The 26142-nt window shown below is 41.9% G+C and carries 31 protein-coding genes and 1 other annotated feature; of the genes, 9 read left to right on the top strand and 22 right to left on the bottom strand.

Annotation, left to right across the window (positions count from 1 at the left end):
- Positions 1–127 precede the first annotated feature (127 nt).
- The 9 genes from xerD to NSS76_RS10930 all read right to left on the bottom strand — a co-directional run bounded on the left by xerD (position 128) and on the right by NSS76_RS10930 (position 6400).
- Entirely contained in the window at positions 128–1018 is an 891-nt protein-coding gene (gene xerD / locus NSS76_RS10890) for a site-specific tyrosine recombinase XerD (protein ID WP_185853669.1), read from the bottom strand.
- Positions 1019–1024: 6 nt separating this feature from the next.
- Positions 1025–1252, bottom strand: coding sequence for a YqzK family protein (locus NSS76_RS10895; protein WP_024428058.1), 228 nt, complete (start codon positions 1250–1252; stop codon positions 1025–1027).
- Positions 1253–1369: 117 nt separating this feature from the next.
- Positions 1370–1822, bottom strand: a complete 453-nt coding sequence (gene fur, locus NSS76_RS10900; protein WP_024422872.1) for a ferric iron uptake transcriptional regulator — start codon at positions 1820–1822, stop codon at positions 1370–1372.
- Positions 1823–1932: 110 nt separating this feature from the next.
- Complete coding sequence (spoIIM, locus tag NSS76_RS10905; protein ID WP_198456940.1) at positions 1933–2577, bottom strand: stage II sporulation protein M; 645 nt, start codon at positions 2575–2577, stop codon at positions 1933–1935.
- A 116-nt stretch (positions 2578–2693) separates the two neighbouring features.
- Positions 2694–3824 (bottom strand): S8 family peptidase, encoded by a 1131-nt coding sequence (locus tag NSS76_RS10910; protein ID WP_172880488.1) that lies wholly within the window; start codon positions 3822–3824, stop codon positions 2694–2696.
- Between the two features lie 111 nt (positions 3825–3935).
- Positions 3936–4157 (bottom strand): hypothetical protein, encoded by a 222-nt coding sequence (locus NSS76_RS10915; protein WP_024422875.1) that lies wholly within the window; start codon positions 4155–4157, stop codon positions 3936–3938.
- A 68-nt stretch (positions 4158–4225) separates the two neighbouring features.
- On the bottom strand, positions 4226–4678 hold the full coding sequence (locus tag NSS76_RS10920) for a GNAT family N-acetyltransferase (protein ID WP_056767217.1): 453 nt from the start codon (positions 4676–4678) through the stop codon (positions 4226–4228).
- Complete coding sequence (locus NSS76_RS10925; RefSeq protein WP_171464492.1) at positions 4665–5846, bottom strand: TIGR00375 family protein; 1182 nt, start codon at positions 5844–5846, stop codon at positions 4665–4667. The genes NSS76_RS10920 and NSS76_RS10925 overlap by 14 nt, the downstream gene beginning before the upstream one ends.
- Positions 5843–6400: an NUDIX hydrolase gene (locus NSS76_RS10930; protein ID WP_034622377.1), complete on the bottom strand. Its 558-nt coding sequence runs from the start codon at positions 6398–6400 to the stop codon at positions 5843–5845. Before NSS76_RS10930 ends, NSS76_RS10925 begins: the two co-directional genes overlap by 4 nt.
- Before the next feature lie 168 nt (positions 6401–6568).
- On the opposite strand from NSS76_RS10930, the gene NSS76_RS10935 reads away from it, so the two are divergent.
- On the top strand, positions 6569–7492 hold the full coding sequence (locus NSS76_RS10935) for an aldo/keto reductase (RefSeq protein WP_172880485.1): 924 nt from the start codon (positions 6569–6571) through the stop codon (positions 7490–7492).
- A 135-nt stretch (positions 7493–7627) separates the two neighbouring features.
- Here the strand turns inward: NSS76_RS10935 and NSS76_RS10940 are convergent, their stop codons facing one another.
- Both NSS76_RS10940 and NSS76_RS10945 read right to left on the bottom strand, forming a co-directional pair.
- Positions 7628–8032 carry an antimicrobial peptide LCI gene (locus NSS76_RS10940; protein ID WP_341082192.1) on the bottom strand — a complete coding sequence of 135 codons (405 nt, stop codon included), beginning with the start codon at positions 8030–8032 and terminating at the stop codon, positions 7628–7630.
- 194 nt (positions 8033–8226) lie between these two features.
- Positions 8227–8451, bottom strand: a complete 225-nt coding sequence (locus tag NSS76_RS10945; RefSeq protein WP_024422881.1) for a YqkE family protein — start codon at positions 8449–8451, stop codon at positions 8227–8229.
- A 123-nt stretch (positions 8452–8574) separates the two neighbouring features.
- Between NSS76_RS10945 and NSS76_RS10950 the strand changes: the two genes are divergently transcribed.
- The gene (locus NSS76_RS10950; RefSeq protein WP_341082195.1) at positions 8575–9501 is read left to right on the top strand and encodes an alpha/beta hydrolase; all 927 of its coding nucleotides are present in this window, start codon (positions 8575–8577) and stop codon (positions 9499–9501) included.
- Positions 9502–9527: 26 nt separating this feature from the next.
- Here the strand turns inward: NSS76_RS10950 and NSS76_RS10955 are convergent, their stop codons facing one another.
- From NSS76_RS10955 to NSS76_RS10980, 6 genes are all read right to left on the bottom strand, one after another.
- Positions 9528–10790, bottom strand: coding sequence for a response regulator aspartate phosphatase (locus NSS76_RS10955; RefSeq protein WP_024422883.1), 1263 nt, complete (start codon positions 10788–10790; stop codon positions 9528–9530).
- 128 nt (positions 10791–10918) lie between these two features.
- Positions 10919–11065, bottom strand: a complete 147-nt coding sequence (locus tag NSS76_RS10960; RefSeq protein WP_155762198.1) for a hypothetical protein — start codon at positions 11063–11065, stop codon at positions 10919–10921.
- Positions 11066–11092: 27 nt separating this feature from the next.
- Positions 11093–11332 carry a YqkC family protein gene (locus tag NSS76_RS10965; protein WP_024422884.1) on the bottom strand — a complete coding sequence of 80 codons (240 nt, stop codon included), beginning with the start codon at positions 11330–11332 and terminating at the stop codon, positions 11093–11095.
- A 12-nt stretch (positions 11333–11344) separates the two neighbouring features.
- Positions 11345–11671 (bottom strand): iron-sulfur cluster biosynthesis family protein, encoded by a 327-nt coding sequence (locus tag NSS76_RS10970; protein ID WP_264007440.1) that lies wholly within the window; start codon positions 11669–11671, stop codon positions 11345–11347.
- 79 nt (positions 11672–11750) lie between these two features.
- Entirely contained in the window at positions 11751–12725 is a 975-nt protein-coding gene (locus tag NSS76_RS10975; RefSeq protein WP_172880482.1) for a GNAT family N-acetyltransferase, read from the bottom strand.
- On the bottom strand, positions 12722–13201 hold the full coding sequence (locus NSS76_RS10980; protein WP_024422887.1) for a GNAT family N-acetyltransferase: 480 nt from the start codon (positions 13199–13201) through the stop codon (positions 12722–12724). The genes NSS76_RS10975 and NSS76_RS10980 overlap by 4 nt, the downstream gene beginning before the upstream one ends.
- Before the next feature lie 279 nt (positions 13202–13480).
- On the opposite strand from NSS76_RS10980, the gene NSS76_RS10985 reads away from it, so the two are divergent.
- The 4 genes from NSS76_RS10985 (at position 13481) to NSS76_RS11000 (ending at position 17110) form a co-directional block, all read left to right on the top strand.
- Positions 13481–13930 carry a YfmQ family protein gene (locus NSS76_RS10985; protein WP_024422888.1) on the top strand — a complete coding sequence of 150 codons (450 nt, stop codon included), beginning with the start codon at positions 13481–13483 and terminating at the stop codon, positions 13928–13930.
- A gap of 152 nt (positions 13931–14082) precedes the next feature.
- A complete protein-coding gene (locus tag NSS76_RS10990; RefSeq protein WP_341082208.1) occupies positions 14083–15315 on the top strand; it encodes a DNA polymerase IV in 1233 nt (410 codons plus the stop codon).
- A 15-nt stretch (positions 15316–15330) separates the two neighbouring features.
- Positions 15331–15675 carry a YolD-like family protein gene (locus NSS76_RS10995; protein ID WP_041117889.1) on the top strand — a complete coding sequence of 115 codons (345 nt, stop codon included), beginning with the start codon at positions 15331–15333 and terminating at the stop codon, positions 15673–15675.
- 199 nt (positions 15676–15874) lie between these two features.
- Positions 15875–17110: an MDR family MFS transporter gene (locus tag NSS76_RS11000; RefSeq protein ID WP_073206209.1), complete on the top strand. Its 1236-nt coding sequence runs from the start codon at positions 15875–15877 to the stop codon at positions 17108–17110.
- A 33-nt stretch (positions 17111–17143) separates the two neighbouring features.
- On the opposite strand, the gene coaA is transcribed toward NSS76_RS11000, so the two are convergent.
- Positions 17144–18103, bottom strand: a complete 960-nt coding sequence (gene coaA, locus NSS76_RS11005) for a type I pantothenate kinase (protein ID WP_024428044.1) — start codon at positions 18101–18103, stop codon at positions 17144–17146.
- A gap of 189 nt (positions 18104–18292) precedes the next feature.
- On the opposite strand from coaA, the gene NSS76_RS11010 reads away from it, so the two are divergent.
- Complete coding sequence (locus NSS76_RS11010; protein ID WP_341082217.1) at positions 18293–19621, top strand: CoA-disulfide reductase; 1329 nt, start codon at positions 18293–18295, stop codon at positions 19619–19621.
- A 63-nt stretch (positions 19622–19684) separates the two neighbouring features.
- Here NSS76_RS11010 and NSS76_RS11015 read toward each other — a convergent pair whose 3' ends face one another.
- Together NSS76_RS11015 and NSS76_RS11020 are read right to left on the bottom strand one after the other, a co-directional pair.
- Positions 19685–20461, bottom strand: coding sequence for an SDR family NAD(P)-dependent oxidoreductase (locus NSS76_RS11015; RefSeq protein WP_341082220.1), 777 nt, complete (start codon positions 20459–20461; stop codon positions 19685–19687).
- A 12-nt stretch (positions 20462–20473) separates the two neighbouring features.
- Entirely contained in the window at positions 20474–21424 is a 951-nt protein-coding gene (locus NSS76_RS11020; protein ID WP_341082223.1) for an MBL fold metallo-hydrolase, read from the bottom strand.
- Positions 21425–21593: 169 nt separating this feature from the next.
- Positions 21594–21805 (top strand) — a binding site (T-box leader).
- Positions 21806–21846: 41 nt separating this feature from the next.
- Between NSS76_RS11020 and proC the strand changes: the two genes are divergently transcribed.
- Complete coding sequence (proC, locus tag NSS76_RS11025) at positions 21847–22674, top strand: pyrroline-5-carboxylate reductase (protein ID WP_024428040.1); 828 nt, start codon at positions 21847–21849, stop codon at positions 22672–22674.
- 35 nt (positions 22675–22709) lie between these two features.
- On the opposite strand, the gene NSS76_RS11030 is transcribed toward proC, so the two are convergent.
- Together NSS76_RS11030 and NSS76_RS11035 are read right to left on the bottom strand one after the other, a co-directional pair.
- On the bottom strand, positions 22710–23189 hold the full coding sequence (locus tag NSS76_RS11030; RefSeq protein ID WP_073206218.1) for a DinB family protein: 480 nt from the start codon (positions 23187–23189) through the stop codon (positions 22710–22712).
- Positions 23190–23296: 107 nt separating this feature from the next.
- Positions 23297–24910, bottom strand: coding sequence for a M20/M25/M40 family metallo-hydrolase (locus NSS76_RS11035; RefSeq protein WP_341082227.1), 1614 nt, complete (start codon positions 24908–24910; stop codon positions 23297–23299).
- A 140-nt stretch (positions 24911–25050) separates the two neighbouring features.
- Here NSS76_RS11035 and namA point away from each other — a divergent pair, with 140 nt between their 5' ends.
- Positions 25051–26067 carry an NADPH dehydrogenase NamA gene (gene namA, locus NSS76_RS11040; RefSeq protein ID WP_341082230.1) on the top strand — a complete coding sequence of 339 codons (1017 nt, stop codon included), beginning with the start codon at positions 25051–25053 and terminating at the stop codon, positions 26065–26067.
- Positions 26068–26142 lie beyond the last annotated feature (75 nt).

Genomic DNA, 26142 nt, shown 5'->3' on the forward strand with positions numbered 1-26142 from the left:
GTCTTTTGACCTTACAAACAGTGAGAGGTCAGACATCTCAAGTATAAACCGTTTACAAGCCAGTTGACAACCATAAACGGTGTAAACATGAAAAAGCATGACACCCGTTCACTGTGTCATGCTTTACTTATGCCCTTGGATGGAATTTGTGATACACATCTTTCAGTCTTGTTTTCGTCACATGTGTATAAATTTGTGTTGTCGAGATATCGGCATGTCCGAGCATCTCCTGTACAGCTCTTAAGTCCGCACCGTTTTCAAGCAGGTGTGTAGCAAATGAATGCCTGAGCGTATGAGGCGTTAGTTCCTTTTGAATCCCTGCTTCGATGGCTCGTTTTTTTAAGTTCTTCCAGAAGCCCTGGCGCGACATTTTTTTCCCGTGATGATTGAGAAATAGGGCATCGGACGGCTGTTTTTTTAACAGCTTGCTTCTTCCCTTTTCGAGATATTCTTCAATCGCGCTTGTAGCAGCTTCACCGATTGGCACAATACGCTCTTTTCTTCCTTTTCCAAAACAGCGGACAAAGCCCATTGTGAGGTGTACATCGGCAAGGGTCAGATCCAGCATTTCACTGACGCGAATGCCTGTTGCATATAAGAGCTCAAGCATCGCTTTGTCTCGGTAGTCAAAGGGAGTGTGCTGATTTGGTGTATCAAGCAGCTTTTCGACCTCTCCTAATGATAGAACTTTCGGTAAAGTCCGCTCTGTTTTTTGCGTTTCAATGTTCCATGACGGGTCATCCGTTGTCACTTTTTCCCGAAGCAGAAATTGATGAAAGGAACGAATCGATGATAGATGCCGTACAGACGTTTTACTCGATTTCCCTTCCTCTTTTAGCTGCTTTAAATAATGAATGATATGCAGACGCGTGACATCGCTAATATCCGTCAGCTGTTCATGTGTCATTAAAAAAGACAAGTAGTTTTGTAAATCTCTTTTATAAGAAACAATGGTATTTTCAGAGAGTCCTCTCTCTACTGTCATAAAATGAATAAAGTCGGATAATTGATCGTTCAATGATTTCTACTCCCCGTTTTGATAAAAATAAATCAATCGATCTTGCCAATTGTCTTGATTCGGCTGATCCATTTCCATCACTTTAATTGCTGCACCCTCTGGTTTATCATAACGATGGTAGCTTTCATATTCTGAATTTATCCATATCATAGCATAATAGAACAGGACGGTAAAACCAGTGAACAAGATAAATACTTTGATCACTTCACCTGTTGTTTTGAGCCATTTTCGCATGATCTTCAAGTCCTTTCTCACCTTCTCATTACTTCAGCATATGCCAGGTGGGACAAGGAATATACAGCGAAAATGCAAAAAACCTCTTCATCTTAAATGAAAAGGTTCCAATTCGGATTATTTGCCGGATTCATCATCATGACACCGGTGGCAAATGCCGTGAAATGTCAATCTATGATCCTTAATTTTAAATTTCCAGTCACGTTCAATAATCTCTTCGACATCTTCTAATAAATCTTCTTCTATCTCATCGACTGTTCCGCATTCCATGCAGACAAGATGATGATGGAAGTGAGCGGCTCCTTCTTTGCGAAGATCATATCGCGAAACGCCGTCTCCAAAGTTAATTTTATCAACAACTTTCAGTTCAGTGAGCAATTCTAACGTCCGATAAACAGTAGCAAGACCAATTTCAGGAGACTTCTCTTTTACGAGGAGGTATACATCTTCTGCACTTAAATGGTCTTCTTCATTCTCAAGCAGTACTCTTACTGTGGCTTCACGCTGTGGCGTGAGCTTGTAGCTGGAAGAATGAAGCTGTTTCTTAATTCGATCAATCCTATTTTCCATTGACTTTCCCTCCTACGCCACATTACTTGATCATTATATCAAATGATGTGCTGAGAGCCAACTATAATCATTTTAAATTGATAAATAAATTGATTATTAATTAATAACAATTATAAAAGAACACCTGCCAGCTTTTTCATCAGCATGAATGATATGTACGATTCAAAAAAAGACGAAAGTGCAGCAAGCGCTAAAATCATCAGCAGAACCGATGCATACCGGCCAAACCACTGGACGGGTGCTTGACTGATATTTTTTTTCATGAAGAGCTGTCCAATGAGACGGATGGAAAACGCAATCGCACAAGTGCCAATCACTAAATAGGCTGGAATGAGCAAAATGTTTTGCGGAAGCACCGATACGAACGAGAGAAAAAATCCACTCAGCCCCATTTGATTCACGAGAAAACCAACAGTAAACCCCACAACAATTCCTTTTAAAAAGATCATAAGAAAGATAAGCGGCAGACCAACGATGGAGATTCCCAGAATCCACATAAGGCCTAAATATTTCATATGATGCAGGAAGCTTTGTAAAAACATTTCTTTTGATTCTGCTGCTTTCTCATTTGTCAGCTGACCAAAAAATTGATTTAAATAATAGAATAAATCCTCTTTCTGGCTGAATGTCATGCTATTGACAATGATGGCACCGAAGATCACACCCATTAAAAAGAGTACAGAGACAAATAAATAAATCGAGAGATGATCTTTTACGTGCTGAAGAAGATGCTCCTTCCAAGACTTTTTCCGCATGTGTCTTCCTCCCAAATCGTAAGGTTACTAGATTCTATGAGAGAGATTACGAAACATGACAGTTTTATCGAAAGAAAAAAGAGAAAGCAGCCTGCTCACTGCTTTCTCTTTTTCATTTATCGTGCGGCTTTTTGTACGTTCACAAGCCCGGCACCATAATAAAAAGGTTCTCCAAGCTTTGTCGCCGTTTTTGACAATCTCTCGCGCACTTCATCGTTTGTCAGATTCGGATGTTTTGATAGAATAACAGCCGCAGCGCCCGCTACATGCGGTGATGCCATTGACGTTCCGCTCATGTAGCCGTATTCGTTATGAGGAATGGTGCTCAGCGTTGAAACGCCTGGTGCTGAGACTTCGATTTCCTCGCCAACAGATGAATCAAAGGCTCTTTGCTTTTTTTGGTCAACAGAGGCAACCGCCATCACTGAGCTGTATTTAGCCGGATAGTCAATCGTATTGAGAGAGCCGTAGCTTCCTTCATTCCCTGCAGAAGCCACAATGAGAATCCCTTTATCATACGCTCGATCTACCGCTTCTTTCAGCGCCTCAGATTCACTTGCTCCCCCCATACTAATATTGATGACATCCATGTCATTCTCAATGGCCCATTCAATCCCTTTTATGATCCAGCTATAGTAGCCGTCACCATTTTCATCTGCCACCTTGACAGCATAGATAGAAGCTTTTGGCGCAACACCAACGACACCTACCTTATTATCTAATGCAGCAATTGTGCCTGCCACATGCGTTCCATGTTCATGCGGATCAACAAGCGGATCAGACTCTGCCGGTACAAAGCTCACCCCGCCGGTGACATGTAAATCCTCATGTTTACCGTCGATGCCGCTGTCAAGAACGGCTACTTTGACATTCTGTCCAGCGTATCCTTGTTTATGTACCTTTTGTGCTTTGATGCTTTTGATGCCGTATGGAACAGTTTGACCGCTAGTTTTTGCTTTTTGGTCTTCCTCGATGAAGGTCACTTCTTTTGCTTCATTCAGTTTCTTTTTCGAAGTCTCATTCAATGACACTTTCATCATATCTATTTGCTCTATGGATTCTTTCACATGCCCGCCAGCTTCTTCTACAAGCTGTTTTTGTGTTTTGTCTTGAACGGAAGAAGAAAAGCCGATCATGTACTCTTTTTTTGCTTGCTCCTTTGCAGAAATATCTGACGTGCCAAACATGACCGATGCCACAAGCACACTTGCCATACAAAGCCCTGCTCCAAATGACTTGACGTTCACGATACTCACTCTCCCTTTCGTTTCTTTTTGTCATTTAACTACATTTTTAGACAAAAAGAAACGACCGTTTGTCCTATTTTTTAAAATTTTTCCATTTATTTGATCTAGTTGTCACAAAAAAGCAAAATAAAAATGCTTATGATCCTCTTGATAGTGATCATAAGCATTTCGTCCTTTATGTTTTTTCATCATATGCTGCAAGGCTTCTTGTTTTGTTTTTGTCTTCCTTTCGTGTGTGCTAAAATGCGGCATGTTTCCTCTCGACAGTTCTGGATTTCGGCTGTGCTGCCTTTGGATATGCTCTCGTTTTTTCTTTGCTCTGCTTTTTCCCATTTGGCAAAACCCCTTTCGTTGACGTTATGATACACGATGTTTCATAAAAAAGATAGACGTAAAAACGTCTATCTTTCTGTTTTCACCATATCAAGATGCGGAATCCCATCTTCATCATAAACATCTGAGACGGCCTTGAAACCAAATGATTCATAAAATGACTTCAGGTAGGCTTGCGCCTGTATTTTGACACTTGTTTCACCTAGTTCACTAAGCTTTTCTAAAGCCTTGATGAGCAGCAGCTTTCCATAGCCTTTTTTCCGGCCGGCCTGCGTCACAAGAATGCGGCCGATGGACGCCTCTTTGTACATGATCCCGTTTTGGAAAATTCGGCAATACGCCACAATGACGCCGTTCTCTTTTGCGATGAGATGAAGCGCTTCTTGGTCCCTGTGATCAATTTCAGGGTAAGGGCATGTTTGTTCTACAACAAACACGTTGACTCTTTCCATGAGAATCAAGTAAAGATCCTCTTTTGACAATTGTTCAAACGTTTGACATGTCCATTTAATGTGACTCATGATTGATATCCACCTTACCGTACACTCCGCCTCCACCAGCGATGAGTCCGACTTCGCCCTTCCTTGCTTTGATGATGTAGCCCGCTGTCTTTTCTGGCAGAACGGCTTTTAGTTCTTGTTCTGTTGCTTGATGTAAAATATTCATCTCTGTGTGAAACACGGCTTTTAGCTTCTCCAGTGTTTTAGGTCCAACTCCCGGAATAAACTGAAGCGGAAGCTGATGAACATAAGGAGGTCTCGTTCTTTTTTCACTCTCTTGGTCAGCAAGCTCTTTTAAACGTTCACTTACTCCTTTTGTCATCCGTGTATGTCCGCATACATGGCACTCGTTTTGATCTGGTGCGTGAGGTCTAACCCCGCATTTCTCGCAGGTCGTATGATAGTACTTCCCAAGCCGCGGAGCAAGTCCATAATTTCCTGTGACAGCTCGGCCATCTTTTTCTTCAAGGGCTAGCTTGAATTCGGCAAAAGAGGCATGATCCATTTTGATTTTTGTATATTCTCGCGCGATTTTCCCTAAAGAATGAGCATCTGAATTCGTTAAAAAGGGATACGGGTTCAGCTCACTCAACTGGGACGCCATTGACGTATCACAGCTAAGACCAAGCTCAACAGCATCAATAAGGTCAGGATCAAATACTTCCGTTAAAGAAGTGTTGACCCCTTTGCCGTATAGACTTTTATGCGGCGTGAAAATATGAGCAGGAATAAACAAACCTCCCAGCTCCTTAACCTTGCGCTGAAGTGTTTTCCCATCAACATAGAGGCGCTGTGAACTCAAATGCACATTTTTCATATGAAGCGAAAGCCATGCGGAAAACTCAGACATTTTGTGTAGTGTGGGCATAAATGCCAGCACATGAATCGGTCCCTTTGAATAGTCATCATTGATTTCTAATTCACTGCCCAAAAGCAGCACTGTCTCTCCAAATGATAGACCGCCGTCATTTAGTTCCGTGTACCGGCCTTCCTCTACACCCTCTATTAACTCTTCTAAGACTTCTGGAGATTGTGCATCTATCACACCAATCATCCCCATCCCTTTACTTTCTGCTGCTTCAATGAGAATTTGGTCAATTGTCAATGACCTTGCACCTGTAATTTTGACAGCTCTGCCTGTTCTTGTTCTGCCAATATGAATATGGATGTCTGCAAAAAATTCCTTCATTTTGTTGACTCAAGTACCTCTTGCAGTTGTAAGTATTGAATGGCATAGGCTGTTTTTGCATCGTAAATATGCTGCTGTTCAATGAGGTGCAAGGCTTCTTCTAATGAAACTTCCATTACTTCGACAAATTCATCTTCATCCAGCTCTCTTTTTTCTTCAAGCGGAACTAGCTGATCTGCTAGATAAATGTGAACAATTTCATCTGCAAAACCAGGTGATGTATAAAAGGCCGTCAGCTTTTGAAGCTGCTGAGTTGTATATCCTGTTTCTTCTTCTAATTCTCTTAATGCTGTATGTGCCGGCTCTTCCCCTTTTTCTAGTTTTCCAGCCGGAATTTCAACGATGGCTCTCTCTAGTGCTTTACGGTATTGTTTGACCAAGATGATTTTATTTTCGTCTGTACGTGCAATGACAGCTACTGCACCAGGATGTTTAATGATTTCGCGTTTGCCTTGTTTTCCGTTAGGCAATTCTACATCTTCAAGAACCAAATCAATGATTTTTCCGTTGTATAATTCTTTAGACGATAATGTTTTTTCTTCAAAGTCCTTCAATTTTGTCAGCTCCTCGTTCTTCTTTCACTTTTTACTTCATTTATTTTAACATAGATGATTTAAGAGAAGCGAAAAGCGAAACGCTTGCTTCAATGCGCCATTTGAAATCACCTAGCTTGAATTCCTGATTTTTTTCACTTAATGTGAAAGGATAGGAGTGTGATGGAATTGAAAAAAAGACGAATTGGCACCTCAGATCTTTTAGTGAGCGAGGCGGCACTAGGATGCATGTCTCTTGGGACTGATAAAGAAAAAGCGCTCTCTTTATTAGATGAGGCCATTGATCTCGGAATTAACTATTTGGATACAGCCGATTTATATGATTTTGGGACAAATGAGGAAATTGTCGGGGAAGCCATTAAAAACAGACGGCAGGATTTGATTTTGGCGACAAAAGGCGGCAACCGCTTTGAAAAAGGCAAACCAGGCTGGGACTGGGATCCTTCAAAAGCGTACATAAAGGAAGCAGTAAAACAAAGCCTCAAGCGGCTTCAAACAGATTATATTGATTTATATCAATTACACGGAGGCACGATTGATGACCCCATTGATGAAACGATTGAGGCTTTTGAAGAATTAGTAGAGGAAGGCGTTATTCGTTATTATGGCATTTCATCTATCCGTCCAAATGTCATTAAAGAATATGCCAAAAAGTCCAATATCGTAAGCGTGATGATGCAATATAGTTTACTCGACCGCCGCCCAGAAGAATGGTTCTCTCTACTTGAAGAACAAAGCATTAGTGTCGTCGCAAGAGGCCCTTTAGCGAAAGGATTATTAACTGAAAAGCCACTTTCTCAGGCAAGTGCAGCGATTCAAAAAAACGGCTATCTTCAATATTCATTTGAAGAGCTTCAGCAGATCATTCCTTCTTTAAAGAAAGTCGCTTATGACCTATCACTCACTGAACTGTCCATTCAGTATATACTGAAACATTCTGCGGTCAGTTCCGTTGTATTTGGTGCAAGCTCAGTGGATCAGTTAAAAGAAAATATAGCAGCAGCAAATGCACGTTCTTTAAGTGATCAAGAAGTCAAAGCATTAACTTACTATACAAAACCATCTGTGTATGAGGCGCACCGGTTCAAATAACAAAAAAGATCACATGATGTGATCTCTCAGATTGTAGAAGAACTCATGTTTTTCTACAATCTTTTTATTTTAGCGTATGTATGATGCTAGTGTTTCTCTATTAAAAATGAGGAGGGGCTAAAAGCCCCGTTGTCCTTATCTTGCACTTTCATAATATGCATAATTTCCAGATTTGCCTTTAAGATAAAATGTAGTACCAAAGCGACTGAAACTATTTGCAAAAGAACCATTATCTGAATACATACATAGTCGATTACTTGCGCCTTTAAAAGGGGTTACAGAACAATCTACAATTGAAGTAGCCTTTGTACTCAAATCAGCATTCGTTAAATCATTTGTAGCAAGAGCTTGTCCAGAAACAGGTAAAAGCAATCCTAAAGATAAAGCGACTCCAGCCATTGTTTTTCTCAATTTCATGTGAATCATCTCCATTCCCAAATTTTGTAATGCACCTTCATTATAAGGAGAATGATCCTCTATCAAAAGGGTCTTAATAACCGTATTTTCAATAAAAAGGAATTTAAATAATTCAATACTCACCTTTTTACTTCTATCTTAAACATAAGTTATGGGATTTCGTTTCGTTTGACTATAGATATCATACTGTCACAATTCTGAAATGAAGTGATGTGAAGGGGGAAGAAGTGCTTTTCTCTTTTAGCACTTCTATGTTTCTGCTGTGGATCTATCTTAAAATGATGGTATGAAAAAAGAGAGCATCATCGCCCTCTTTTTTAGCTTTTATACTTTCTCCAGTCTAAATGGCTTTCATCTAGCAGCTCTGAAAAGCTTTTGTTTTTTTCTTTTTCTTTCTGCTGCCGAAGGAGGTCTTGTCGTTTTTGTTCTTCTCTTTTTTCTGTCTCGACGGCAAGGTTCTGCTTCATTTGAAGAAGCTGCTGTTTGACATCATCGTTTATGCCGTCCTTTAATTTCGCTTGATCTTGTTTGGTCTTTTTCATTGTGCCTCTCTCCTTTTGACTTAGTGTATCACCCGTTTTATTTTCTGAGCAAGAGGCACGCCAATCTCCCAAGATGTGGTATGATCGTCATAGAAAAAACTCCGGAAAGGAAGAATCGGCTAGATGAAGAAATGGATCGCTATATTTGCCTTCATATTATGTCCACTCGCTGCAATCGGCATTTTTTTCACCAATAAAATGATGTATATTCGAAAATTAACGGATGAAGAGCTCATCAAACGAGAATCAGATGGAGGCCATTATCATCATGAGGAATTTCAACAGCTTAAAAAAGAGAAAGTGTGTATTCCTTCAGCATTTGGTTATGATCTCCATGGCTATTTTGTGCCGTATCCACATACAACACGCACAATCGTCCTTTGCCACGGTGTTACAGTCAGCTTGATTAACTCCGTTAAGTATATGAAATTATTCCAAAAGCTCGGATGGAATGTAATGCTTTATGATCATAGAAGACATGGGATGAGCGGCGGAAAAACCACAAGTTATGGATATTATGAAAAAGAAGATCTAGCAAAGATCGTAAAGTGGCTCAGACAAAAACTCGGAGAAAGTGCCATCATTGGGATACACGGAGAATCAATGGGTGCAGTCACGACCTTGTTATATGCTGCAAAGCCAGAAGCAAACGCCAATTTTTACATAGCAGACTGCCCTTTTGCTTCTTTTGAGGACCAGCTTCTTTATCGATTAAAAACAGATTTTCGCCTTTCAGGAGAGTGGATTCTTCCACTAAGTGATCAAGTGTTAAAATGGCGGGACGGATACCGCATCCGGCAAGTTTCCCCTCTTGATGTGATTGATCAGGTGAAAGAACCTGTACTTTTTATTCATAGCCTCCATGACGACTATATCCCCTGTGAGCAAAGTCAGCAGTTATATGCACGAAAAAAGGGTGACAAACAGTTATTTATTGCGCCACACGGTGCGCATGCAATGTCTTTTAGCGAAAATAAGGAAGCTTATAAGCAAGAAATTCAAGCATTTCTTCAAAGATTTGAATTGAATGAAAATAAAAGAGGAGAATGAACAGCAGTTCGTCCCCTCTTTTTGAGCTAACTTATGCGATAGTCACCACTGTTGTATGGTGTCTGCCCGCAAGCTCCATATGGCTCTCTTCCGATTGCTGCTGACTCATGACCGATAATCCTGCAGTTGCTGCCAATAAAAGAACTATCAAACTCGTTTTCATATAAATGACCCCCATTTTGGATTTTTGATATGGCTTGAATTTTCCTTTCGTAAAACCGGGTAGATACTTCAAACAGTCCAAGCTCATTGTAATAATGAGCCGCATCAAGTGCCAATTCCTCAATATCTGGGTATAAGCGCTTGTCCTCGAGCAGGTCTAATGTATCGTCTATGATTGTTATGTCTGCATCAACGTATAATGCTTTTAAGAACTGAAATTTGCAGATGTAAATTTCATCTTCTAATTCACAGGCCTTCATAATACCTTGTTGATAGAGGGTTAACGACTCTTTTATTTGTTTTTGTTTAAACAGGATTTGTGTCAGCATAAATAGTGGGTCTAGAGAGCGATTAAGATGGGTTAAATTCTCCTTTTCAAACACTTCAATAGAGTCTTTTAGATAACGGCTTGCTTCCGCAAGATCGTTCATTTGATAATAACAGTTACCTAAGTTGAAAAGGGCCGAACCTATGACTCGAGGGTTTCCAATTGAGCGTGCTCGCTTTAGAGCATTTTTAAAGTAGGGCAATGCATGTTCATAGCATTTCAAATCATCATAGTTTGCACCAATGACAAATTCACAGTGGATGATTCTCAGCGTGTACGTTCTGTAGGCAGAATACGTATCTAACGCTTGCAAGGCATAGTGCATCGAAAAGTGGGTTTGTTTCATGTGGTAGTAAATTTCTGCTAATTTAAAGTAAAATTCTGCTCTTTCTATATCATCTGATATGAGATTGAGCTTTTTTTCTGCTGAGCGGTAATAAGCAATGGCACTTAAATAGTTTCTCTGTTCAAATTCAAACATTCCTGTGAAAAAATGAACATAGTATTCAAGCATATCCGTTAATTTCGTTTGTGAATGTTCAATCGTTTCTAGCAAATTCTTAATCTCTTCATCATTCGAGGCTTTCTTTGCCGGTTCAAAATATTCAAGCATCACCTTGTGACGAAAATCCATCAGCTGGTAAAACAATAACAAGTTTTGATCCTGCTCCATCTCCAGGATTTCCTGCTCGATCTCCGCCTTCAGCTTCTCTGCTTTCATCACATGAAATCCGCAAATCTGCCTATACCATTCGTTTATTTTGATTCCAACCTGAGGCGATGACAGCTTGAGCTTCAATTCACTTTAGCACCTCCCTTCTCATATACGATACATGTTGTATTCTATCACATTTCCTCGAATGGAAGAAATATGAAATGTCATTTTTCGCAAAGTTTTCGGTATCCCGCAATTAACGCTGCAAATGCCTATTTTTCGGCATTTACAGCCATTATTTTTTTATTTCCAGCTTGCTCATTTTGTCGAATTGTTTGTTGAAAAACGGCTTTTTCCGTTCCCAAAAGATCATTTTCCGGATTAGACAGCCATGCGGTTTGATGAGATGATGAACGCACGAAAAAAACCCTTTCGAAAAAGGGCTTTTATAATACATCTGTTACTTGGTCCATATTCTCTTTGATCCAATTGACAGCTAATTCGAGCGTTGGAAATTCTTCTGTTTCAAATGTGACTTCATCTTGAAGAAGCCAAACGTCCTTTTTCACCGAATCCATTCCACCTATTGACCAGTGCAAAAGGCTATAGGGATGATTGTTATTTAAAAACGACACCCATGTTTTATTTTGTGCCGTATTTTGTATCACTTTTAGCTTTTGATCCACTACATTTCCACCTTACTTTACAAGTATACCCATTCTCGGGCTGAGTATTTGTTGAGGACTTTTCAACATGAGTGTGTTGGCTTTTTCGTTAAAATCAATCGTCATTTCCTCGTCAAAAAAGACCTTTTGTGCTGTGTGTATGTACAGCTTAAAGAGCTGATTATGCTTGAGTTCTTCCCATTCGCCTGTTCTTTCACCTGTGAGCCAAATCATTGGGACACCGCTTACCGCACAGCCGCACCCATCTGAATCATATCGAAGGAGCAGCTCTTTTGTTTCATGCCCTGCTTGTTGTTTTGTAAGGAACACTGCTGCTGGTTCTGTTATATGAATATACATGCCGAACATCCTTTTTTCTTTGATTGTTACATTGTAACATATCAGTCATCAATTAAACATGTTCACGCCCTGTTAGCTCTTATGTCTGATCATTTGTCTTTAACTGGTCTGACCAATTGTACGCTTCTTGTTCAATTTCTTTAATGAGCTCATCTTTTCCTTTGATATAACTTGCCATATCTTCAGGATAGGCTTTTGCCAATTGACGCTTTTTATCTGCATAGGCTTTGGCACGATCAGGTGCAGCTTTTAAATAATCTCGGAACACCAAATGCCTTTTTACATCATCATGTCCGGCTTCATAGGCGTGAACGTGATGTGTTCGGTTCAAGCCGCCTTTTCTAAAAAAACGTCTTCCCTTGAGTCCATTTTCTCCGAGAGGTTCATATCCAAGCTGGCGAAACAGGTGGTTACACTCATCTAAGGTGCTGATATGCTTCACCTCTAGCAAGATATCAATAATTGGCTTAGCCGCCATTCCTATGACTGACGTACTGCCAATATGGTGGCCATATACCCAGTTGTCGCCAACTATCTTTTTCAGCTCGTCATGCTCATCTTGAAATTGTTTTGGCCAGCTCGATTGGTATTCAATCACTTCCACCTTTCGAAGCATCAAACGTTCCATCTTTGTTAACATCAGATTGTTTTCCACCTGCAAACGGGCCTTCTGTTTAAACCCTAGTTTTTCATAAAGCTTGATTGCTGGTGTATTTGCCTCTGCTGTTGTGAGCTCTATTGTTTTTTGATACTGGATAATGGATTGCAGAAGCGCTGTCCCGATTCCTTGATTGACATGTTGTGGGTGCACAGCTAACCGGCTGAGGATGATCCGATCATCATGCAGTTCATATGAAGCGATTCCTAACAAATGCCCCTCTTTTTCAAAGCCTATGAAAATCTCATCTGTTTCTATTATGTCTTGAACCGTTTCTTTTAAGGGCGGTAAATCTTGATAGCCAATTTGTTCTGCCTCCCGCTGATATGCAGCCAATTGGATATGTAACAGCTCTTTCGCTTGTTCTTCATTTTTTTGATCCAGTCTGATGATCATGTTTTCGCCTCCAGCTTTTTTACAAATAGCACCCGGTCTTCATGAATGCCGTCGTAATCTGAAAAAACTGAAATGCCATCCACTGTTTTATCTCCCTTTTCTATCTGAAAACCGAGCTTTGTATGGTAAGCAATCGAGACTTTATTGACAGGAGCTGTAATAGCCTTAATCGTTGTTCTTCCTTCCTTTTCAGCCGCTTCATAAAACGCTTGATAGAGAATTTTGCCAATCTTCAATTTCCGGTGGTCTGGATGTACCCCAACAAAGTGAATATACGCTTCATCTGAATGCGATTGCGATAAAAAACCGACTAAAAAGCCGATCAGTTCACCTTTTTCAACAACGACAAAACTTGTTTGCTGAAAATGTTCGAAAAATAGCTTTGGCAATTTCGCTCGTAAATCTCTGCCTCCCCACCAGCTTTGAATGACGGATGTGACCGCATAAAAATCTGACGGCTTCACTTGACGTATCATGATGGCCTCGCCCCTTTTCATTTTTAGCTGTACCGCTCTTTTTTCACAAAAAATCAACTGTTTCAATAGTCTACCTGTCTGATCAATTGTTTGTAAAGGTGATGTATCAGCCTTTTTTCCTTTCAGCTTTGTTGGTTCTTCGTTCTTTTGCTATCATCTCCTTTTAAATCTTCACACTTATTTCAAAAAGTTCACTTTTTATGCGAAAGATCCATTCTTTTGTTATGTTAAGATGGTTCATATAGGAAATGGAACAAACGTTTATTGGAGATGATGATATTGGTTTGGATTGTTACTTCACTTGTTGTGTTTAGCCTTTTAAAGCTGCTTGTCACTTCGCTGCCTTCGGGTGTTGTTGAACGCCTTTTTAGTCGTTATGCGGTGCATGCAAAAGTAACAAGTGATCAAACAACGATGACGTTTCAAGGACGTCCACTCGATGATCAGCAAACATCCGAAATTATTCAACATTTTAATGATGCGATCTTTATTGAACGCTATTATATTTATCCTGGTGACGAAGAGCGTTTTCTTCATCCACAGGAAGGGCCAGCGCCGCTTACCATGCAAACAAAGCTTGGCAAGCATGATGTAACCCTTTATCTGTATCATTACGATGACCACGTGGATGTGGTGCGGCAGTTTACCCATAAGCCTAAGAAAAAACTAACGGCCTATCGTTTGCGTTCTGAGCCGCTCCAAACATCCAACAACTTGGCACATGCTTAAAATGACTCATTTTACCCAGATGAGACGAAGTGGAGACACTTCGTCTTTTTTGTATGGATTTACACTCTTCTCTTTGAATGATTTACCAGTATCAATTTCACCTTCTGGCGGTTAAAATGTATACAGAACATACGTTCTAAGAGGTGAAAATCATGAATGAACGAGCCATTCTGCTTGTGGATATGCAGTCGTTTTATGCGTCAGTCGAAAAAGTGGAGGCTCCCCATTTGAAGGATGTGCCGCTCATCGTCTCAGGAGATCCCGAACGGCGAAGCGGGGTCGTACTTGCAGCCTGCCCGCTCGCTAAAAAACGGGGCGTACAAAATGCATCAAGATTATGGGAAGCACAGGAGAAATGCCCTGAAGCCGTCGTCGTACGTCCACGTATGCAGCGCTACCTTGATGTCTCTGTCATGATGACAGAACTGCTTGAACAATACACGGATCTTGTCGAACCCTATTCAATTGATGAACAGTTTCTTGATATTACGGGAAGTGTGACACTACTCGGTTCGCCCCGCGAGATCGCTCAAAATATACAAACGACCATTATGAACCAGACAGGCATTTACGCACGTGTTGGCATTGGTCCTAATAAAGTGCTCGCTAAAATGGCCTGTGACCATTTTGCTAAAAAAAACAAATCTGGCATCTATGAACTTCGTGCAGACCGGGTTGCGGCTGATTTATGGCCGCTTCCGATTGGAAAATTATTTGGCGTCGGCAAACGGATGGAGCACCATTTAAAACGAATGGGCATCAGTACCATCGGGACGCTTGCTGCTTATCCGTTAGACCGGCTAAAAAAACGCTGGGGAATCAACGGGGAGCTTCTGCAGCGAACTGCTTTAGGACACGACCCTTCCCCGGTCACTCTTCACACACATGATCAGCAAAAAGCGGTTGGGCATCATATGACCCTTCCCCATGATTATGCGTCTTTTGAGGACATCAAAGTCGCCCTTCTTGAATTGAGTGAAGAAGTGGCAAGACGTGCGCGCTTTAAGCATTATGTTGGGCAAACGGTGTCTGTTGGCGTAAGAGGCGCTGATTTTTCTCATCCGACTGGATTTCATAGACAAATCAAGCTCCATTCCCCCACACAGTACGGGAGAGATATTGCAGAAGCAGCTATTCAGCTATGTCAGCAGCACTGGGATGGCCAGCCCATTCGCAGTGTAGGTATTACTCTCTCGCAGCTGCAGCCTGACAGCCACTATCAGCTGAGTTTATTTGATCACCATTTCAAAAAAGACAGACTCAGCAAAGTATTTGATGCGATCCATATGAAGTATGGACCTGCTGCACTCTTGCACGCCTCGTCACTAACAAGCGCAGGGCAGGCGTATCACCGCGCCGAAAAAATTGGTGGACATTACAAATAACGGAGGCGAACAGCCATGAATCCCAATAAATTAACACCTGGATACAACATCATGTGGGAATCAAGCCGAATGATGCTCCCAGAGCACCGTGAACAGCTGCTTGCTCAAAAACGGAAGAAAAAAGAATACACGCCTCCTTCGCTGAGTACTGACCAGTTAGAGGAAATGAATTTTTTGATCACACAGTCGATTACAGAGGACCAAGCGATTTGCGTGACATATGCTGCAGCAGGTATGAAACAGCAGTTTTGGGGCTGGGTGAAAACCATTCATTATGAAACGCAGCGCATAAAAATCGTCAATGATGAAGATGTTCTCCACCTGTCCTTGCAGCAAATTGTCGCGATTGATCTTGATTAAATTGTCTTTAAGTGATCGTACGAATCAGCATACTAAAAGACATAGAAGCACCGGGAGAAAAAAACAAGACTTCGAATTTGCGGGGCCATTAAAGGCTCCTCTGCCATATGACGGATGTCTCCTCCATCAAATTGTGTATTTAATTTGCACAATTTTTCATGTATGATTGGAACATCTTAACACTCAGGGGAGAAACAGCATGAAAAATAACTTACGTACTTTACATCCACTTAGTTGGACAATCATCATCGGTACCATATTCGGCCGAATGGCGACGTCTATGAGCATTCCTTTTTTAGCCGTTTATTTGACACAAGTCAAAGGGGCCTCAGCTTCTTCAGCTGGGTTAATCATTGCCGTCAGCTCCCTTATTGGGATCGTGGCGAGTTTTTACGGCGGCTATGTTTCTGACCGAATCGGCAGAAAAAAAGTCATGCTTCTATCCATCTTCGGTTGGTCATTTGTCTTTGTTGGCTTTGCGTTTGCAGATGCCATTTGGGTCTTCTTTCTCATGAACGCTTTAAACGGACTGTGCCGGGCACTGTTTGAACCAACGTCTAAGGCGCTCTTATCTGATGTCACCCCATCAAGTATTCGGTTGTTTGTTTTTAATTTACGGTATACGGCCATTAACATCGGTGTAATCTTCGGCCCGCTGCTTGGCTTATATCTTGGATCATCGAAAACAACATTTCCATTTCTTGTCGCTGCCTTCATTTATTTGTTATACGGATTAACGCTGGCTTGGCAATTTCAGAAGCATCCAGTTGCTGCTCCAGAAAACACGAAACAAATCAGCGTCAAAAAAGCCCTTTCCATTATCCAAAAAGATACAGTCTTTAGCATCATCCTCATCGGCGTTACCTTATGTTCGTTCGGGTATTCGCATTTAAGCTCAACGCTGCCTCAATACTTATCAGCGTCACCTATGATTGAGGATGGTCCTAAACTGTTTGGATATCTTTTATCTTTAAATGCAGTGGTTGTCATTGTCATACAATACCCGCTCATCATGATTGCAAAGCGCTACTCCACCATTTTGTCGCTGACCACCGGGAATATTCTTCTTGCCGGCAGTTTGTTTGCCATTGCTTTTTCACAAAGTCTCGGCATGCTTGCTTTCATCATTGTCGTGTTTACAATTGGGGAGGTTCTGCTGTTTGCGATGATGGATCTTTTTGTAGACAATATTGCAAAGCCTGAAGTGAAGGGATCGTACTTTGGGGCGATGGGATTTTCTCAGCTCGGCAGTGTCATCGGACCATTTGTCGGCGGACTGTGCATTGACTATTTTGGCGCAGCCCATCCCCTCTCCATTTTTACGGTCTTGTCAATGATCACCATCGCAGGCGTTCCATTCTTACTCATTGGATATTACCGTCTAAAAAAGCGATCGGCAGCAGCCATAGCTGTTAAAGTAAGTGGAGATCATTAAAAAAACCGCTCTCTCGTTTGAGCGGTTTTTTCTTTATACCCGGCGGATGGCGATCTCTTCCACCTTATGCTGATCCCCTTTTTTCAAAATGAGATCAGCCCGATATTTTGTCGGTAAAATATTTTGATATAAATTAGGGCGGTTCACGGTATTCCAAATGGTGCTTGCCATTTGATCTGCCTCTTCATCCGTCAAATCTTTATATTGATGAAAGAAGGATTCAGGGTCTTGGAAGGCTGTTTCTCTTAGCAAACGAAATCGTTCTTTATACCATGACTGAATTTGCGTTTCAGCGGCGTCTACATAAATCGAAAAATCAAAGAAATCGGATACAAACACACGCGGTTCATCCTTCAGATCATCCAGCGCTGGTGATTGGAGCACATTGATTCCTTCAATGATGACAATATCCGCATCCTCTACTGTTTCATACACCCCTTCTAGCCGGTCATAGGTCAGATGCGAATATACCGGGGCATGCACAGTTTGTTTACCTGATTTTAATTCATTCAAAAAAGACAGCAGGGCTTTGACATCATAGCTTTCCGGGAAGCCTTTCTTTTCCATCAGCCCTCGATCCTTTAATTCTTTTTGAGGATATAAAAAGCCATCTGTTGTCACAAGACTCACCTTCAGCCCATCTCCAAGCCTAGATAAAAGCGTTTCAATGATACGAGCCGTTGTGCTTTTCCCGACAGCTACACTTCCAGCAATCCCAATTAAAAAGGGAATTTTGGCATGATGCGGGTAGTTTAAAAAGGCATTCACATGCTGGTTTTTTTGTTTTTCTGCAAAGACATGTAATGTCAGAAAACGAATAAGCGGTATGTAAATATCTCGAACTTCTTCAAGCGATAAATAGTCATTTAACCCTTGCAGCGCTCTTGCTTCCTCTTCTGAAACAGATACCGGCATATATTCTCCAAGAGCTGCCCAGGCCTCTCTCGTATGGCGCGTGTATAGCGTATTAAAATCTAGTCGCGTGTCACTCAAAGTCTTTCCCACCAATCTTCACTAAACTCGTAACCCAAAAAGACGATAATCCGATTGTAGCTTAAAATGAAGGCGCTGTCTTTATTTTTCAACGAAAGTTTGCTTGTTTTGCGAAAAAAAAGCATTAAAAAAAGGAATATGAGGGTAAATAAGAGTATTCAGTACGATAGATAGAAGGGAGCACACTAAATGAAATATGTGATGATTGGCGGAGATGCAGCTGGAATGAGCTGCGCTATGCAAATATATAGAGAGGATCCAAATGCATACATTGTTGCTTTTGAAAAAGGAGAGATTTTCTCATATGGACAGTGCGGACTCCCCTACTTGATCGGCGGTCTCATTGATGATCACAGAAAGCTGATCGCACGCAGTGCTGAAACCTTTCGTGAGAAATATGGAATTGACGCCAGATGCTTACACGAAGTGACCTCCATTGACCCAGAGCAAAAAACAGTGTCGGGTCATCATACGAAAACAAAAGAACCCTTTACAGAAAGCTACGACCGCCTCTTAATTGCGACAGGAGCAAGCCCTGTCACACTGGATTTAGACAGACAGCCATTAGAAGGCGTACACGTATTAAAAACCATCCCGCATGCGCTGTCCATTTTAGACCATTTAAAAAAGGACATCACACATGTCACGATTATTGGCGGTGGATATATCGGCCTTGAAATGGCTGAAAATTTAAAAGCGCTCGGAAAAAACGTACATATCATTCAGCGGGGAGCAGCACTCGGCCCGGGCTTTGACTCCGATATGGCAAAATATCTTAAAGAAGAGGCTGACGCCAAGGGCATTCACGTATCGCTTGGAGAAACGGTACAGCAATTAGAAGGCAAGTCACATGTCACAGCTGTTATCACAGACAAACAAACCATACAAACAGATATGGTCATCATGGCCATCGGTGTCACTCCGCAAACCTCCTTTTTACATCATACCGGAATCAAGCGTCTTCAAAATGGCGCTATTGCAGTAAATCAATACATGCAAACCAATATAAAAGACATTTATGCTGCCGGTGATTGCGCGGCAACCTATCACCGCATCAAAAAATCACTGGATTATATTCCGCTCGGCACAACTGCGAATAAACAAGGGAGAATCGCAGGATTTCATATGACAGGGACAAACCGGGCGTTTCAAGGCGTGACTGGAACAGCCGTCATGAAATTTATGGACGTGACAGCGGGACGAACAGGCTTATCAGAAAAAGAAGCAAAAGAGGCGGACATTCCTTTATCCGTCATCACCATTGATAGTACAGATCACGCGAAGTATTACCCAGAAGCGCAGAAAATGAAAGTGAAACTGATTTACAGAAGCGATGACCACACGTTGCTTGGTGCCCAAATCATCGGCAGAAACGGTGTAGATAAACGGATCGATATCGTGGCGGCTGCCCTTTACCAAGAGCTGACCATAACAGATCTTGAAGATTTAGATATTAGCTATGCACCGCCGTTTAACAGTGTATGGGACCCGCTTCAGCAAGCGGCAAGACGGATATAGAAAGTGTCACAATGAAGCCTCACCTCAAAAAAAGAAACCAGTTCAAAACCGGTTTCTTTTTTGTTACTTTTTCATCATTGCTTTTCGTGCTGCTTTTTCAAATAAAAATGGGAATAACTGATACAATTTGCTGCCAGCGTTCATCCAGCCGGGCAGATTAATCTCTCTCTTTTTCGTCATCATGGCAGATACGACCTTCTCTGCCACCTTGTCCGCACTCAGCATCATAAAATCAACGTTCTTCACATATTCACCGCTGCGGTCAGCGATGGTAAAGAAGTCTGTGGCAATTGGTCCTGGGTTGACCGTCGTCACGTGAATGCCTGAGTCTGCCAGCTCCATTCTGAGGCTGTTTGAAAATCCAAGAACAGCATGCTTTGATGCGGAATAAATCGCTGATTTGGGTGTCGCAATCTTTCCTGCCTGGGATGCGATATTGATAATATGTCCCTGCCCTCTTTGTTTCATCTCAGGGATGACCTTTTTCGTGCAGGCGATTAAGCCAAACACATTCACCTCAAACATCGACACCATTTCCTCTATGGAGGCATCTTCGACGAGATCGAATACGCCAAAGCCGGCATTGTTGACCAAAATATCGACCGGCCCCACTTCTTCATACGCGCGATCAATGTCCTCAAGCTGGCTGACATCAAGCTGAGCGATGTGACACACCCCGCCAGCACTCATAATTTTTTCTTTCACACTAGTAAGCTTTTCCACTCGTCTTGCTGAAATAATGACTTCTGCGCCTTCTTCTGCTGCCAAGTACGCCATTTTTTCACCAATGCCCCCAGATGCGCCAGTAATCCAAATCCTTTTTCCTGTCAATCGCCCCATGTGTCTCACTCCTTAGTTTGCTCTGTAATAGACGATTCCGTCTTTTTGCATTTCTTCAATTCGCCCAGCCTCTAAGAGCACATCCAGCTGCCCGACTGTCTCAGACATCGTTAAAAACAAGGCCTCTTCATACATCACAGGAAATAGCTTGCGGCAAAGATGAAAGGCCGTCATTTCTTTTTGTTTAAGCAGCTGATACATCGTATTTGCTCGTTTATCTTGTTTCTTAAATCTTTCTTCAATCAATTCATGGTGGGACGTGATGAGCTGACCGTGTCCTGGATAAATCGTCTTGATTGGCAGACGCAATAACCGATTGAGTGATGCTTTATATTGAAGCAGTGATTTTTGACGTTCCTCGCCCTCATCCGGTGCTTCCATTAACGGATTTGAAGAAATGGTCGTCAAAAGCAGGTCGCCGCCAATAAAATTCCCCGTTCTTTCATCTAAAAAGGAAAGATGAGACTGTGCGTGTCCGGGTGTTTCCATCACAAAGAAGTGTTCATGCCCGCTTAAACGATCACCTTCTTTTATGATCTCATCTACATGTGAAGTACAAGAATATGTATAAGATTGCTTCACCATTTTTTCACACTCATTTTGCCGAAGCGGGACACCTAACTGCTGAAAAAAAGGAATCATAAAGTCCACTTGGCGCTGCTTAAACACTGGATCCTGACTAATATACGGCTCATTTAGCTGGTGTCCGATCACACGGACATGAGGTTTCATCAGATTTAACAGACCGACATGATCTGCATGATGATGGGTCAGCACCACCTGATCAATATCGTCTATCGATAAACGATGTTCCTTTAATTGCGTGACAAAAGCATGCTCTGCCTCTTCTGTCATCGGCCCGCAATCAACTAAGGTTACGGCCTCTCCTTTTAATACATATGCATACACATCCCCAACAGCAAACGGCGTCGGGATGGATAATTGAATGATCTCTTCTTTCACTTTTATACGTCATCTCCTGCTTTTTGACTCATGATTGTGGGTACTTAAGCCTTCTTACTTCATTGTAACTTGCAAAAGGCAGACTGTCATGCGGTTTAGACGGGCAATTTTTTTAACTGCCCCTATTGACATAAACTTGTCCATCGTTGCATAATGAACAACAAATATATGATGCGCGATGACAAGGATTAGTAAGCAAAATAATGATGCAAGAGAGTGAGGTCCGCCGGCTGAAAGACTTCACCATCCTCTTATTTGCTGAACCTGCCCTTTGAGCTGTTAGGCAAACCTAAACGTTTCCCGCGTTAAGGGACTAGAGCTGAGTATGCATGTTTGCATGCTAATTGAGGGTGGTACCGCGAAAAACCTTTCGTCCTTTTCAGGCGAGAGGTTTTTTTATTTTCTACAAGGAGGAGCAGCTCATGAGTAAAATTGGATTTATCGGTGCAGGCTCAATGGCAGAGTCTATGATCAAAGGTTTATTAAAAAGCGGCATGATGTCGAATGAAGATATCATTGTGACAAACAAAACGAATGAAAAACGATTAGAGGAATTACAGGCGCGTTATGGGGTCAAAACGGATTTCGCTCGGTCCTTTATTTATGAAGAAGCGGATATTCTCGTTTTTGCCTTAAAACCGAAGGATGCAGAAAGCGGAATTTCTGAAGTCCGTCCTCATTTACATGGACAGCTGATCATTTCTATTTTAGCGGGTATTTCTATTGAAACGATTCAACACTATGCTGGCGGAAAGAGTGCAGTCGTTCGTGCGATGCCAAATACATCAGCGGCGATTCAGCAGTCAGCAACTGGTATTGCCGTAAGTCATGAAGTGACAGAGGAGCAAAAGAAAAAGGCCGTCGAGCTGTTTGAAACGATCGGGCATGTCACAGTATTAGATGAATCGCAGCTAAATGCTGTGACAGCCATCGCAGGCAGCGGCCCTGCCTTCATTTATCATTTGATTGAAGGAATGGAGCGAGGTGCTTCAGAACTTGGAATGGACCAAGCAACTGCGAAATTACTCATTTGCCAAATGATTGCGGGCGCCGCTAATATGCTTCAAGACAGCGGAAAAGAGCCGGCCGAACTGCGCAAAGAAATCACAAGTGAAGGCGGAACAACAGAAGCCGGCCTGAACACACTGGCTGCCTATCAATTTGAAGAGGCCGTTGTCGATTGTGTCAAAACAGCCACTAAACGCGCAGCAGAATTAAATGAAATGTTTTCAGCAAGTACGTATAAATGAAATTGAAAAGCACCTGTTTTGATGACAGGTGCTTTTCACTGCCTCATTGACATGATGGCTTTGATTTGATCCAGATGATGTTGTTCATGTAAAGCGATGGTTTCAGCTAATACTTGGACGGTCATCACTCCTTCTTCCGGATGCAGACCGGATTGTTCCCATATATCTTTTTCTAATAGCCGAAGCGTGTTGTTTCTTCTCTCTTTCATCCGTTTGATCAATGCTTTGATCTCCTCTGCGTTATACCATTCATACGCTCTTTCTTTCACATACATTTCAGGATCATATGATTGAAAAGGCGTGTGATGATCTGATATCGCCTGCTCTATCCGCTCTGACCAGACTTCTTCTGTGTCATACAAATGCCCGGTGAGCTGCTTAATTGACCATTTATCCTCCCCTAAAGATCGATCCAGTGTATAATCATCACAAGCCTCCACTAGCTTCTCTAGTTCACTCATACTTTCCTGAAGCGATGTGATGATGTCTGTTTTTGTTAATTTCCCAGTTTCCATTTAATTTTCTTCCCCCCCTTCAAATAAATGTAAGTCTTCTTTAATATCATCTTCTATTTATTAAATAGAAGCCCTATCATCAAGATAGAGCTCTTCATTACATCTACTTATTTTTTCTCTAATAAAGCATGAATCGTTGATTCTAGCAATTCTGGCAAAATGCCAAAAGAGAACGAGACGTGCAGCCGCTCTGTCCATTTGTGCGGGTCCTTTCCTAGTGGACCTACGTTGATGACTGGAACGTAAAGGGCTTCCTTTTCTCCTTGCGGTAAAGAATAGCCTTTTTGGTAAAGCGGCATATTGGTTGTATAATGACCTACTTCCTGCTTTTCGAGCTGTAAGTAACTTAAATCAGACAATCCCGGGAAATATTTCACTTCCTCTACTTCAAGTCCATATACCTCTTTTGCCTCTTTTTGAATCTTCTTGAATGTCTTCTGAATATGCGGATCTTCTGTTGAGGACACCGAAGGGTAAAATGGCGGACTATAAAATAGCACAATCAGCGGTCCTTCTTCCTTACATAGCGTCGTCAGCTCCGAGACAATTTTCGTTGAAAAATCACGATCTCCAAGTTCACCTCGGTTGGCGAATGCATAGTTGACAATGCGCTCGACTTCCTGTTCACCAGAGCGTTCTGCGGCTTTTTGATACAGCTCGTGATACGTAAGAACCGTCACCTGAGTGTCAATTGGAGTAAAGTGTTTAAAGCGCTGAAAGTCCGCTGTTTTTTGCTGAAGATTGGCCTCGATTTGGTCTGCTGCTTGTTTCGCAGTTTCATAGAGAAGTCCGTGCAGTTCTTCACTTGAACGTTTCATCATGAGCACATTAAATAAAGATACGGCTGTGTGGGGTGTTTGAACGGAATAGGCTTCTTTCAAGTCCTTTTGCATTAAGTTCGTTGGAGGAGGCGTTACTTCACCATCTACTTCCTCACAATAATCACTATTGAGCTCTAACAGCCTGTTTAGTTCAGATACCATAAAATTCGCATTTAAGCCTGAGAAAGGCTCTCCTACATGTGTTTCAATCCCTTTACAGAAAAATCCGGCTAATACCTTTCCTATGCTGCCTGTATACATATAATGATGTTCATCCCCTGGATACTTTTCAAACATCGGCTCACTGTTTAAACAAGCAGTATAGTCAAGATCATGTTTTTCTTTAAGCTCTTTTAGTTTCGGCACAGCCTCAAGCATTCCTTGTGAATTCACTTCTTCATCAGGAACTGTGACGAGCAGGACATTTCCATCAAATGTTCCTGTCATCGCCCTTTCCAGCATAGAAAGCTGTACGGTGAGACCTGCTTTCATATCCATGGCCCCTCTTCCAAACAGCCAGTCGCCTGAAGCAAGGTCCTCTCTTGCCCTCTTTGGAAGAAGCTCACTTTTTTGCGAAAAGGAAGCCATTAACTCTTCAGGCTTGCATGCCATGTTTTGAAATTCGCCGTAATCTTCTGTATCGACTACATCAAAGTGACTAAGAAGCAGCACGGTACGCCGCAGCGTACTGCGCTTCACAAGTGCCGTTAAATAATACCGGCCATCTTTCATCGGATGCAAAGCCAAATGATCAGGGTTCTGCTCAAAATAAGGCCGCTCCCTTAACAAATAATATAAATATTCCGCTAACGCGACTTCTCCTGTTGTACCTGATATGCTTTCATACTGCATAAGAGCTGTCAGGAGCTCCTTTAGTTCACTCTCTGTTTGCCATTTCATCCGTTCTCCCCCTTTGATGTCTCTATCTCTCCATTATACAAAAACGTGTATAAAAGCTATATTCTTTGAGCACCTTTTATGACGAAAGTTTGAATGGCTGTTATAATCGGCTATACAATTCCATGAGGAGGCGAAGGTATTTGGAAACAAAACTCTTTTCACCTTGGACATTAAAAGGTGTTACACTGAAAAACCGCATCGTGATGTCCCCGATGTGTATGTATTCATCCTATGACCGTGATGGGAAATTACAGCCTTTCCACTTCACACATTATATTTCCCGTGCACAAGGTCAGGCTGGCCTCATCATGGTGGAAGCAAGTGCGGTTTCTCCCGAGGGAAGAATTAGTGATCAAGACCTCGGTATATGGAGCGATGAGCACATTGAAGGATTCGCTTCATTAAACGAACAAATTAAAGCATATGGAACGAAGACAGCTATCCAGCTAGCCCATGCAGGACGTAAAGCTGAACTTGATGGAGACATTCTTGCACCGTCAAGCATCCCATTTGATGAAACATCTAAAACCCCTGTCGAGATGTCTATTGATCAAATCAAAGATACTGTTCAGGCGTTTCAGGATGCAGCTGTACGGGCAAAAAAAGCGGGCTTTGACATCATTGAAATTCATGGTGCACATGGCTATTTAATCAATGAATTTCTTTCACCGCTGGCGAACCACCGAACAGACGACTATGGCGGCTCACCAGAGAACCGTTATCGTTTCTTAAGAGAAGTCGTAGATGCAGTCAATGCCGTATGGGACGGACCTTTATTTGTCCGTGTGTCGGCTTCTGATTACACGACAAAAGGACTTGATATTGCAGATTATATTGGGATTGCCACTTGGCTCAAAGAGCAAGGTGTCGACTTAATTGATGTCAGCTCAGGTGCTGTCGTGCAGGCGAAAATCAACACATTCCCCGGCTACCAAGTAACATTTGCAGAGAAAATAAAAGAAGGAGCCGGCATTCAAACAGCAGCTGTCGGTCTGATTACATCTGGTATACAGGCAGAGGAGATTTTACAAAATCATCGTGCGGATTTGATCTTTATTGGCAGAGAATTTTTACGGGATCCATACTTCCCGAAAACAGCTGCTCAAGAGCTCCGTACATCCATCGAAAGCCCGCGTCAATATGATCGCGCTTGGTAAAAGCTCTTAGGAAAAAAGGTGTCTATTTTTCGAAATAGGCATCTTTTTTGTTTTTAAGAGAAACATATCTGCCTT

Origin of the sequence: Bacillus sp. FSL R5-0654 (genome assembly GCF_038008745.1) — a bacterium.
GTDB classification, from domain to species: domain Bacteria; phylum Bacillota; class Bacilli; order Bacillales; family Bacillaceae; genus Bacillus; species Bacillus safensis.